Raw genomic sequence first — 12366 nt, 5'->3', positions numbered from 1 at the left:
AGCATCCCTGCTACGGACTTCCCCGGATAAGCACACCCGGCATCTGGCGCTCAGCACATTGCGGACGTCTGAACGCTAGTCAGGACAACACCCGGCCCCGCCACTCGAAAGGTACCGCCCAGAGTTTCTGTTTCTCTTTCGGATATTGCGCCCATAACTGGGCGTAAGTCAGGCCTGACCCCGGCATCAGGGTATCCGGCAGGATATCGGCCATGGGTTTCAGTACAAAGGCATTGCGCGCCGTTTCCTGGCGTGGCAGTTCTATGCCGTGGTAATCGCCTACCCGGTCTCCGTAAGTCAGCACATCTATATCCAGCGTCCGCGGGCCGAACTTGGGTCCGTTGCGGTCGCGGCCGTTGTCGTCCTCGATCTGCTTCAGAACCGGACTGATGTCTTCAAGCCCGAGCGTGGTACTGATCACCACCACGGAATTCAGAAAATTACTGCCATCGAAACCAACCGACTCACTCTCGTAGACCGGCGAGCAGCGCAAGTCACCAAAGGCATCCGCCAGGGCATCCAGTGCCTTGACGAGGTGCCGGTAGCGGTTGATATTGCTGCCCAGGCTCAGTGCAACGTCGGTGAGTGTGGCGTCGGTCTGGCGGGAAGAGTGAGTCACGTTAAAAAGTCCGTCTGATGTGAATGCCTACTCCGGCACAGGCTGCCACAGCACCGCGTTTATTAATGCGCACCTGGATGTCCCGGATGTCGGCGAATGTGTAAATCAGAGTGCACAATTGCTCTGCGAAGGTCTCTATCAACTCGAAGGATTGCTCGGAAGCCCAGGCCCGGATGTGCTTGCTCAGGGCGTCGTAATCGAGCGCTTTGGCCAGGTCATCGCTGGTGCCAGCAGGCCGGCAATCAAATGCCAGCGTCAGGTCAAGCCATAAGGTTTGGCGAATGGAGCGCTCCCATTCGTAAACGCCTATCACCGTTTCAACCTGCAGGCCTTCAAGAAATACCGTGTCCGACACCGGGCCTCCCGCCGCTATATCGTCAGCCATGCACAGCCTCCAGTTCATCAAGTGACCAGCGCGCCCTTATGTCGAGTGCGAGCGGACTGGTTTCTCCAGCTTTCAGCCGCTGCCAGCCAGCATAGGCGATCATGGCGCCGTTATCGGTGCAGAACTCAAGACGCGGGTAATACAGTTTGCACCGGCGCTCGCTGGCCATTGCTTCCAATTTTTCACGCAGGCGCCGGTTCGCGCTGACGCCGCCGGCGATGACCAGCGATCGATGGCCTGTCTCTTTAAGTGCTCGGCGGCATTTAATAGACAGGGTGTCGACGACTGCTTCTTGGAAGCCAGCGGCAATATCGGCCATTATCTGAGGTGGCACAGCTTCTTCAACCGCATGGGTCGCCACGGTGTTGCGTACCGCCGTTTTCAGACCCGAAAAGCTGAAATCCATACCTGGCCGGTCGACCATGGGCCGTGGGAATTCAAACACACCGGGTGTGCCGCTGTCGGCCAACTTGCTGAGCAAGGGCCCTCCGGGGTATGGCAGGCCCATCATTTTAGCCGTCTTGTCGAAGGCTTCACCGGCGGCATCGTCCAGCGTTTCACCCAGAATGCGATATTCACCCACGCCCTGCACATCGACCAGCAGGGTATGGCCGCCACTGACCAGTAGGGCAACAAAAGGAAACGGCGGCGCATTGGGTTCGAGCATAGGTGCCAGCAGGTGACCTTCCATATGGTGCACACCCAGTGCGGGCACCTCCCAGGTCCAGGCCAGGGAGCGGGCCAGTGAAGCCCCTACCATCAGGGCGCCAACCAGTCCGGGCCCCGAGGTATAGGCAACGCCATCGACGCTGCCCAATGGCAAACCCGCCTGTTCGAAGGTGTGACGAATCAGTGGAACCAGCTTGCGAATGTGATCTCGCGAGGCCAGCTCAGGTACTACACCGCCAAATTCAGCGTGCATTTTCACCTGACTGAACAGCGTATGAGCCAGCAAGCCCTGATCAGAGTCATACAGGGCAACGCCGGTTTCATCGCAAGAGGTTTCAATTCCCAGAACGCGCATTCAGACTCCCAATGGGCAAAATCGGCCGCCAAAGCTGAGCCGGGGCCGGCCGGGTGGTGTTTCAACTAAAGTTCAGAGCCCGGTTTGATTAGGAGGCAATGGGCCCGCAACGGCCACCGGGTACGCCCCTGTGGGGTCGGCGTAAATCCGTCCATGGAGCCTAGGCCGCAGCATCCATGCTGCGGACTTCCCCACAGGGGCGTACCCGGCAGCCATTGCTCACATCCCTAACGAACTTCGAACTTTGGGTTACAAAGAGGCGTGAGTTTAAAGAATGCGGTGCCATAAAGGAAATCACCTGAGTCCGGTCTCTGCATCAGAAGACTTTACAGAGAGCGGCTCAGGCCGTAAAATCACGCGCCTCGAATTTGGGGGTTCTGCGACCGGAACCCGCATCGAGATGTCAAACCCACACTGAAAAGGTCTTTTTAATGCCAGCAGTTAAAGTAAGAGAAAACGAGCCGTTCGACGTCGCTCTGCGCCGTTTCAAGCGCTCCTGTGAAAAAGCCGGTGTTTTGTCTGAAGTGCGTCGTCGTGAGCACTACGAGAAGCCGACCTGGGTTCGCAAGCGTAAAGCAGCAGCCGCGGTTAAGCGTCACGCCAAGAAACTGCAGCGTGAAAACAAGCGTTTGGTACGGTTGTACTAAGATTTCTGCACAGGGTTAACGAGCAAATAACACTGTTTGCCCGTTTCTGATGTTGCCGAAATATCGCTTTAAAAGTGGGTTGACCTGACATGTCTGAGCTCAAGCAACAGATCACCGAAGCCATGAAAGATGCCATGCGCGCCAGAGATAAGGTGCGACTGGGAACGGTGCGGCTGATTCTGTCTGAGCTCAAACGCGTAGAGGTTGACGAGCGAATAGACGTCGATGACGCCCGGGTATTGGTGATCCTCGATAAGATGAACAAACAACGTCGCGATTCCATAGCGCAGTACGAGACTGCCGGACGTGATGATCTGGCCGCAATCGAGCGAGAAGAAATGGAGGTGATTGCCACGTTTCTCCCGGCGGCGCTCTCGCAAGACGAAATTGATGCCCTGATTGAAACCGCCATCGCCGACACTGGCGCTGAAGGAATGCAAGACATGGGCAAGGTAATGGGGGTTCTTAAACCTCAATTACAAGGCCGCGCCGATATGGCTGCGGTGAGCAAACTGATCAAAGCCCGGCTGGGCTGATCCCGGGGTTCCCCGACCCTGACTGGCGTCAACTGATCACCTGAAGACCCATACTGAAGCGGGCCTTTTTGCGATTAGCAAGCATTCACGACCGAAACAGACGGTCGTAACGCTACGCCAAGGCTGGACCGTAACCGGATCCATCGCGCCTTCTGCTCGACCGGCAATGCCCGTTATGATTGTCCAATACGCCGCGTACATCCCTTTGAGGAACCTATGGCTGGCCTGATTCCCAACGATTTCATCGATGACCTGCTCGAACGCACCGACATCGTCGAGATCATCGGTCATCGTGTGCCGTTGAAGAAAAAAGGCAAGGACCACTGGGCCTGCTGTCCCTTTCATAACGAAAAATCACCCTCGTTCTCCGTTAACTCTGTAAAACAGTTCTATTATTGTTTCGGCTGTGGTGCGTCCGGCACGGCATTGCGATTCCTGCAGGAATACGAACGCCTCAGCTTCCCTGAAGCGGTAGAAGAGTTGGCTCGCGCGGCTGGTGTCGAGGTGCCACGCGAAGAGCAGAACCCGGCCCAGCAAGCCCAGCAGCGCAAGCGCCGAACCCTCTATGACCTGATGGGCAGCAGCGCCGAGTATTTCGCGCATCAACTGTACAACCACCCAGACGCCAACATTGCCCAGCACTATGTTTTGGGCCGGGGGCTGAGCGAAGAGGTAATACAGCGCTACCAAATAGGCTACGCCCCCGCTGGCTGGCAAAACCTGATACAGCATTTCGCCGGTACCGAACAAAGCGTCGAGCAGCTGTTTGCCACTGGCATGATGGTGCGTAACGACAACGGACGTGAATACGACCGCTTCCGGCAACGCCTGATGTTCCCGATTCGCGACATTCGCGGCCGCACCATCGCCTTTGGCGGCCGGGTCCTGACGCCTGACGACAAACCCAAATACCTGAACAGCCCGGAAACCCCGATCTTCCACAAGGGTAATGAACTCTACGGCCTCTATGAAGCCCGCCAGGCGCTGCGCAATTTCGACAACATCATCATCGTCGAAGGCTATATGGACGTCGTCGCCCTGGCTCAGTTCGGTGTTAAAAACGCAGTCGCAACCCTCGGCACAGCGACCAGCCCAACCCACATTAAACGGCTGTTCAAGCTGACTCCGGAAATCATCTTTTGTTTCGATGGCGACGAAGCCGGACGCCGGGCTGCGTTGCGGGCACTGGAAAACGCCTTGCCGGAAGTTCAGGACGGCCAACAGGCCAAATTCCTGTTTCTGCCCGAAGGGGAAGACCCGGATACGCTGGTACGCAATGAAGGCTTCGACGGGTTTCAGCGCCGCGTCAAACAGTCACAAAGCCTGGCTGACTTCCTGTTTCAGCACCTGCAAACCCAGACTGACATGACCACTCTGGAAGGCAAGGCCCGTCTGGCCAGTCTGGCGCGGGGCTGGATAGAGCCAATGCCCGAGGGCATTTTGCGCCAGTTGCTGATGCAGCAGCTGTCGAATCTGGTGGGCTTGTCCGTCGAACAGATAGTGACGACTCACGCCCCGGTCAAGCCGGTAATACCGGAACCGGTAAAAGCCCGTTCCGAGCCAGCCGACCATAACCCGGATCTGGCCATGCCAGATGACTGGATGCCGAGCTATGACGGGCCGGATGACGAGTACGGCTCGGGTTACTCTACCGGCAGCTACTCAGGCAATGCCTCAAGCAACAACAGATCCAAACCAGCCAGTCGCGCCAACCTGGGCGTGCAGTTCAGCCTGGTGCATCGCTGCCTGGCGTGGCTGATCCGCCACCCCCATCTGGCCCATGAACTGAACCTGGAACAATTGGAGCATCTGCCCGAACAGGAAGGCAAGGCGTTGCTCAGCCGAGTGGTACGGTTACTGCAAGAAGCACCCAGGGCCGATATCTATCATGCCTTCGACTACCTGTGTCAGCACGGCTTGCGCGATACACTGGCGCCTATTGCGGCATCCGACTATCTTTGGCTGGAGGAACACACATCCGATACCGATCCGATGACGTTAGCCCGCGCAGAACTTGAAAAACTGGTAATCGCCCTAACCAAGAGGGCTCCTGATGCCGAGTACGAATCACTCAAGCGGCGCATCATCATCGAAAGAGACCCTTCCATTTCCCCGGAAGACAAGCGGCGCTTTTTAGAGCTGCAGAAGAAACGCAAACTGTGACAGGGCAAATCTGTGACCAGAAACTGACTTCGGCCAGGGTCTACAGCCCGCTGTCCTGCTGGCGCTCCATAGCGGGCGTACGAACTCGACCTGACTCAGGTCTTTCAATGCGGCCAATAACAGGTTGTATTGATCAAAAATTGGCTAACCCTTTGATTTACGGTAAACTAAAGGGCTATTTGCCTTCGCATGATCCACTACTGAACTTACAGGGTTTCTATGGCTGAAAAATCTCAGCAACAGTCGCGCCTCAAGGAATTGATCGCCCGCGGTAAAGAGCAGGGCTATCTCACCTACGCCGAGGTGAACGACCATCTTCCGGAAGAGATTAACTCGCCGGACCAGGTGGAAGACATCATTGCGATGATCAACGACATCGGCATCAAGGTGTTTGAATCGGCCCCCGACGCCGAACAACTGATGATGACCGATGAAAGCAGTGCCGATACCGATGACGACGCTACCGAAGAAGCTGCTGCAGCACTGGCAGCGGTAGAGACCGATACCGGTCGCACCACCGACCCGGTGCGCATGTACATGCGTGAGATGGGTACGGTTGAGCTGCTGACCCGTGAAGGCGAGATCGTAATCGCCAAGCGCATCGAGGAAGGTACCCGTGAAGTCATGCAGGCCATGGCTTATTTCCCCGGTGTCGTCGAAAACATTCTGGCGGCTTATGCCCATACCCAGACCGAAGACGGCGGCCGCCTGTCCGACATCCTGACCAGTTTTCAGGACCCGGATGAAGCCGACCCTTCCCCCGCTGCTGACTCACCGGATGCCATCATCGAAGAAAAAGTCGAGGGTGACGATACCTCGGATGACGACGACGATGATGACGATGAAAATGAAGGCGGGCCGGATCCGGAACTGGCCCGGGAGCGTTTCACCTTGCTGGCCGAACAGTTAAAAACGGCCACCAAGGTCATCGAGAAGAAGGGTCGCTACAGCAAAGAGGCCACCAACGCCCTCGATGCCATGGGCATGACCTTCTCCTGTTTCAAGCTGGCCCCACGTCAGTTTGAAGAGTCGCTGGTGATCATCAAGAAAACCGTTGATGAGATTCGCGACCAGGAACGCAAGCTGCTGAAAATCTGCGTGCGTCATCTGAACATGCCGCGCAAAGAGTTCATCAAGATGTTCGTCGGTCACGAGACCGAAGAAGAATGGTTGAACAACCTGCTCGAAGACAGCCGGTTCGCCGAAGAAGCCTTCCGCTACGACGTCGAACTGCGCCGCGCCCAGCGCAAGCTGCGCAATGTGCAGAAGAGTAGCCAGATTGCTCTGGGTGAGATCAAGGACATTCACCGCCGCATTTCCATCGGTGAAGCCCGGGCACGTCGTGCCAAGAAAGAAATGGTCGAGGCGAACCTGCGTCTGGTAATTTCGATCGCCAAGAAGTACACCAACCGCGGCTTGCAGTTTCTGGATCTGATTCAGGAAGGCAACATCGGTCTGATGAAAGCGGTCGACAAGTTCGAATACCGTCGCGGCTACAAGTTTTCAACGTACGCCACCTGGTGGATTCGTCAGGCAATCACCCGGTCGATTGCCGACCAGGCGCGCACCATTCGTATTCCGGTGCACATGATAGAGACCATCAATAAGCTCAACCGTATTTCCCGCCAGATGTTGCAGGAAATGGGGCGCGAGCCGACGCCGGAAGAACTGGCGGAACGGATGGACATGCCGGAAGATAAGATCCGCAAGGTGTTGAAGATCTCCAAAGAGCCAATTTCGCTGGAAACGCCGATTGGCGACGACGAAGACAGCTCACTGGGCGATTTTATCGAAGACAACACTATGGAAATGCCGATCGACTCGGCCACGGTAACCGGCCTGCGCGAATCGACTCGCGAAGTGCTGGCCGGGCTGACCGCGCGCGAAGCCAAGGTGCTGCGCATGCGTTTCGGCATCGACATGAATACCGACCACACCCTGGAAGAGGTCGGCAAACAGTTCGACGTAACCCGCGAGCGGATTCGTCAGATAGAAGCCAAGGCGTTGCGCAAACTGCGCCACCCGACGCGCAGCGATCACCTGCGCAGCTTCCTGGACGACTGATCCATCACGTCCGACTGAAAAACCGCGCCCCGGCGCGGTTTTTTTATGCCTGACGTTGACTGACATCGCCTTGCACCCGCAACGGATGGCAGGGCTGCTCTTGCGGGGGCGCCGTAAATACGTCCATGTAGGCTTAACTTCGGCATCCATGCCTCAGATACCCCCGCAAGAGCAGCCCTGCCATCCGCCGCTAGCTTACTGTGCCACCGACACCTTAGTTAAACCCCAAAGATAACCACAAACCAGAAAGTTCGCGCCCTTCAGGCATTGCGGTACACTTGGGCCTCAGGCACAAAAACGATAAAATTTCATGCCGCTTACTGCATCCCTTCAGGCGTTACAAAAACGCAGTCTACCCGGTCGCTGGGTCAGATCGTTGCCGTTCTGGCTGATTGTCGGGCTGGGTTTAGTCCTTATCGCTCTGGTATTGGCACAGCGCAGCCTGATGCAACTGGACATCGCTCAGGCGGCCGAGCGCGCACAGCAGCGACTGGGGGCTTTTGAAACCTCCTTGTCGGCGTCCATCGACCGGCATCTGTACCTGCCTCACATTCTGGCCAACGATCCGCGTATCGTTACCGCGCTGGCGCAACGGGACCCGCAGCAACCGGCGGTCGAGAATTCAATGGAAACGTCCATACTGCTGCGCACTATTAAGCGACAGGCCGGGGCCGATGAGATTTTCCTGATGGACCCCAGTGGAATGACTCAGTGGTCCAGTAATTTCGAGACCGAATTCAGCTTTGTCGGTTCCAACTATGCATTCAGACCCTATTTTCACGATGCCATCAACGGCAAGCCGGGTTTCTATTTCGCGGTCGGCGCCACGTCGGGAATCCCGGGTCTGTTTTTGTCGGCTCCGGTACGTGCCAGCGACAGTTCGATTCATGGCGTTATCGTGGTCAAAATTAACCTGCAACCCCTGGAACAAAGCTGGCAGGCCTCTGGCGACGGCGTTTGGGTAACCGATCAGGAAGGCATTATTTTTCTGTCGTCGTCACCGCGCTGGCATTACTACGCCACCCGGCCGCTGAGCGAAGTCCATCAGGATCAACTCGCCCGCACCCGGCAATTCGGGCAGGACCCGGTAATACAATTGCAACCGGTTACGGAGTGGCAGTCGGAGCGCTGGTCCACGTTTACTCTTGGCGATGACGGAACCCAATTGGTCTTTGCCTCAACTATTGATGACTACCCCTGGCAGATGCATCTGCGCGAGCCGCTGGCCGAAACCCAGGCCCGCGTTCGTACCCGCCAGAGCCTGGTGCTGATCGGCTACGCCAGTTTGGCTGGTGCCTTGCTTTATTACCGTGAGCGCCGTCGCCGTACCGAGGCCCAGCGCGCCATCAGCCGCCTGACCGCCGAGCGCGAACACCACCAGCGCGCCATCATTCAGAACACCGATGCCGGGCTGCTGAATCTGGACGACCAGTTTCGCCCGCTGTTCATCAATGAACAGGCGCGCCGCCTCTTTGCGCTGTCAGAGAACGATCTGAATCACCGGCCCGGCCAGTTGCTGACCCCCTGGCAACCCGGCCAATATGGACAGGCGACGGTTCGGGCAGAGGGTCTGCGCACCGACGGCAGCCGCTTCCCGGTGCTCTACACCCTGAACCCGATTCGGGTTGGATCGGCACAGGAATACATTGTCACCGTGCAGGACATCACCGAACTGACCGCCACTCAGCAGGCCCTGGAAGACGCCAATACGGCGCTGGAACAACGAGTGGAAGAACGCACCCGGGATTTGCAACAGGCCCAGGCGGCACTCGCTCAGAACCAGAAACTGGCTGCATTGGGGCGTATGTCTTCGGCCATCGCCCACGAGCTGAATCAGCCGATCACGGCGCTTTCGAACTACGCCGCCAGCAGCCATTTACTGCTGCAACGCGGCAAGCTGGATGCCGTCGGCACCAATCTGGGCAAGATTGAAGACCTGCTCACCCGACTGTCAAACCTGTCACGCCAGTTGCGCATTTTTTCCGGCAAGCGCAACACTGGTGCCACCCAGGTCAGCCTGGAAGCCCCTGTTCGCTATGCGCTGGAGCTGCTCAGACCCCGGCTGCTCGCCGCCGACATCAATTGCCAGCTCGACATTCGCTCCCGCCGTGAGGTTCAGGCCAACACCATGATGTTGGAGCAGATCGTGGTTAATCTGATCAGCAATGCCATCGATGCCCTGGCCGACGCCGAACACCGAAGCATCACCATCACGCTGGACGCAACGGACTCTTCACCGACGCAATCGAACCGCGATACCGGGCTTCAACTCACCATCCGCGATACCGGCCCAGGCATCGAGGCCGACAAGCTGGCCCACATTTTCGAACCCTTCTACACGACCAAGGCCGTTGGTGATGGCATGGGGCTGGGGCTGGCAATCAGTTACAATCTGGCCAGTGATCTGGGTGCAGAGCTAACGGTCAACAGTCACCCCGGTGGAGGTACGGTGTTTTACCTGACCTTCGCTCACTCTCTGCGCCCTGCCGTTCAGCAATCCGAGGCCATGAAATGATTTGTGATACCACCGCCGTCATCATCGACGACGACCCTGAAGTACTGGCCTCACTGGAGCAATGGCTGGATCTGGCTGACGTCAGGGTACACACCTTTGCCTCGGCCGATGCCGCCCTGCCCCTGCTAACGCCAGACTTCGATGGCGTGGTGGTCAGCGACATCCGCATGCCCGGCATGGACGGCATGAGCCTGCTGAAGGCCGTCGACCCGGCGATTCCGGTGATACTGATCACAGGACACGGCGGCATCGCCCAGGCCGTGGAAGCCATGAAGCTTGGTGCCTTCGACTTTATCGAGAAGCCCTACAAGCCTGAGCGTCTGGTCGACATGATCCAGCGTGCCAGCGAACAGCGCCGCGTACATTTGGCCACCCAACCACACCAGACGCACACTGATACCGACGAACTGGCCGACACCATCATTGGCGATTCCGAACCAATACGCACGCTGCGCCAGCACATTCAGGCGCTGGCCCGGGTCAACGCCGATGTGATCATCTCCGGCGAAACCGGCACCGGCAAGGAACTGGTCGCGCGCAGCCTGCATCGGCTCAGCATTCGCCAGCAAGCGCCCTTCGTGGCGATCAATGTCGCGGCCATTCCCGAAAACCTGCTGGAAAGCGAGCTCTTTGGCCACGAAGCCGGGGCTTTCACCGGCGCCCAAAAACAACGCAAGGGCATTTTCGAAGCCGCCCACAAAGGCACGCTGTTTCTCGATGAAATTGAAAGCATGCCGATGGCGTTTCAGATCAAGCTATTGCGCGTATTGCAGGAACGCGAGGTCGTGCGCGTCGGCTCCCATACTCCGATTCCGTTTAACGTACGCATTCTCAGCGCAACGAAGGAAGACCTGCGCCAGGCCGCCAACGAAGGCCGCTTTCGCGAAGATTTGTATTACCGGCTGATGGTCGCCGACATCCAGCTGCCACCACTGCGTGAGCGCCCGCGCGACATCCCCTTCCTCTTCAGCCACTTCATGCAGGAGGCCAGCGCCCAAAACCAGATCCCGGTACCGGATCTCAGCTACGACGATCTGGTCGCACTGGAACTGCACGACTGGCCTGGCAACGTACGCGAGCTGCGACACACCGCCGAGCGTTACCTGCTGACGCGCAGTTTCAACCAGGTATCAGTGTCCGAACTGCTGCAACTGGGTTCGCGCAACCGGGGCAATGCCCACAGCGGCGAAGGCTCGCTCTCTGCCAGGCTCGAACAGGTCGAAAAAGCACTGATCAGCGCCGAACTCAGCCACCATAAGGGCAACATCAAAGCCGTCATGGACGTACTCGACCTGCCCCGGCGCACCCTGAACCAGAAAATGCAAAAATACGGCCTCAAACGCGAAGCCTTCACCCTCTGAACCCAACAAAGCCGACTCGACATGACCGCCCTGCCCGATGCCCTGCAAAACCGCCGCTCAACCCGCCGCTTCCTCGACCAGCCCGTCGAAAAAGCGACCTTGGAACGCATTCTAACCAGCGCCCGACGCGCACCCAGCGGTGCCAACCTGCAACCGGGCTTTGCCTACCTGCTCACCGGCAAGCCACTCAGCCAGCTCAGCAGTCGACTGTGCGATGCGTTCGAGCAATCCGACACCCGCCCGGAAGAATACGACTACTTCCCGCAACCCATGCCCGCCTACCTGAAAGCCCGCCAGCGAGAAGTCGGCTACGCCCTATACAACAGCCTGGGCATTGCCCGCCGCGACATCCCCGGCCGCCTGGCCCAACACCGTCGCAACTTCCACTTCTTCGACGCTCCGGTCGGCCTGGTCATCACCATCGAACGCGCCATGGGCAAAGGTTGTTATATGGATCTGGGCATGTTCATCCAATCCATCTTCCTGGCCGCCCAGGTCGAAGGCGTCGACAGCTGCGGCATCGGCGCCCTCGCCAGCTACCCACACATCATTCGCGACCAACTACTCATCCCCGACAACGAAGTCGTCGTCTGCGGCATGGCCCTGGGCTACGGCGACCCCCTGGCACCCGAAAACCAGTTCGAGACACCTCGCGCCCCACTCGACGAGTATGCGCGGTTTCTTGGGTTCTGATGGGAGTCGTTTGGGGCTGTGGTTGAATCTACAGATGGCTGTCGTTTGGGGCTGTGGTTGAATCTACAGGTGGCATGAGTTCGGGGTACAGGCCGGTTCCCTGCTGCCACCGTTCAGAGGCACATCCCTGTGCCACTTCACGGGATGCGGGCTTCCTGCCCGCTGCTGCAGGGAACCGCCCTGCACCCCTTTTATAATCAATCGCGTCCAACTCCGAGACTTCGGTGTAGTTCTGAGTGGCTATCTTTGGAGCATCAAGTTTCCACCAACCAAGTGTTGGCTGCCGGGTAGGCCTATCTGGGGTAGTCCGCAGCATGGATGCTGCGGTCTAGGCTCCATGGACGGATCCACGCCGACCC

10 protein-coding genes are annotated in these 12366 nt (G+C 57.9%); 7 read left to right on the top strand and 3 right to left on the bottom strand.

Annotated elements, in window-relative coordinates; translation table 11 throughout:
- Positions 1-79: 79 nt before the first annotated feature.
- From folK to tsaD, 3 genes are read right to left on the bottom strand one after another with little or no spacing between them, the layout of a single operon-like run.
- On the bottom strand, positions 80-619 hold the full coding sequence (folK, locus tag WEB54_RS00115) for a 2-amino-4-hydroxy-6-hydroxymethyldihydropteridine diphosphokinase (protein ID WP_368052612.1): 540 nt from the start codon (positions 617-619) through the stop codon (positions 80-82).
- Between the two features lies 1 nt (position 620).
- Complete coding sequence (gene folB, locus WEB54_RS00110; RefSeq protein ID WP_368052611.1) at positions 621-1004, bottom strand: dihydroneopterin aldolase; 384 nt, start codon at positions 1002-1004, stop codon at positions 621-623.
- The gene (gene tsaD, locus WEB54_RS00105; protein WP_368052610.1) at positions 997-2028 is read right to left on the bottom strand and encodes a tRNA (adenosine(37)-N6)-threonylcarbamoyltransferase complex transferase subunit TsaD; all 1032 of its coding nucleotides are present in this window, start codon (positions 2026-2028) and stop codon (positions 997-999) included. The genes folB and tsaD overlap by 8 nt, the downstream gene beginning before the upstream one ends.
- 431 nt (positions 2029-2459) lie before the next feature.
- Here tsaD and rpsU point away from each other — a divergent pair, with 431 nt between their 5' ends.
- The 7 genes from rpsU to WEB54_RS00070 all read left to right on the top strand — a co-directional run bounded on the left by rpsU (position 2460) and on the right by WEB54_RS00070 (position 12007).
- Positions 2460-2675 carry a 30S ribosomal protein S21 gene (gene rpsU / locus WEB54_RS00100; protein ID WP_028669284.1) on the top strand — a complete coding sequence of 72 codons (216 nt, stop codon included), beginning with the start codon at positions 2460-2462 and terminating at the stop codon, positions 2673-2675.
- A gap of 89 nt (positions 2676-2764) precedes the next feature.
- A complete protein-coding gene (locus WEB54_RS00095; RefSeq protein ID WP_368052609.1) occupies positions 2765-3211 on the top strand; it encodes a GatB/YqeY domain-containing protein in 447 nt (148 codons plus the stop codon).
- Positions 3212-3427: 216 nt separating this feature from the next.
- On the top strand, positions 3428-5374 hold the full coding sequence (gene dnaG, locus WEB54_RS00090) for a DNA primase (protein ID WP_368052608.1): 1947 nt from the start codon (positions 3428-3430) through the stop codon (positions 5372-5374).
- Positions 5375-5593: 219 nt separating this feature from the next.
- Positions 5594-7438 carry an RNA polymerase sigma factor RpoD gene (gene rpoD / locus WEB54_RS00085; protein ID WP_368052607.1) on the top strand — a complete coding sequence of 615 codons (1845 nt, stop codon included), beginning with the start codon at positions 5594-5596 and terminating at the stop codon, positions 7436-7438.
- A gap of 310 nt (positions 7439-7748) precedes the next feature.
- A complete protein-coding gene (locus WEB54_RS00080) occupies positions 7749-9953 on the top strand; it encodes an ATP-binding protein (protein ID WP_368052606.1) in 2205 nt (734 codons plus the stop codon).
- On the top strand, positions 9950-11314 hold the full coding sequence (locus WEB54_RS00075) for a sigma-54-dependent transcriptional regulator (protein ID WP_368052605.1): 1365 nt from the start codon (positions 9950-9952) through the stop codon (positions 11312-11314). Before WEB54_RS00080 ends, WEB54_RS00075 begins: the two co-directional genes overlap by 4 nt.
- A 21-nt stretch (positions 11315-11335) precedes the next feature.
- Positions 11336-12007: a nitroreductase gene (locus WEB54_RS00070; RefSeq protein WP_368052604.1), complete on the top strand. Its 672-nt coding sequence runs from the start codon at positions 11336-11338 to the stop codon at positions 12005-12007.
- Positions 12008-12366: the final 359 nt, after the last annotated feature.

Source organism: Saccharospirillum sp., from assembly GCF_040881935.1.
Classification (GTDB): Bacteria; Pseudomonadota; Gammaproteobacteria; order Pseudomonadales; family Natronospirillaceae; genus Saccharospirillum.
Note: the sequence above shows the minus strand (reverse complement) of the source record. Positions and strands in the feature narration are given on the sequence as shown.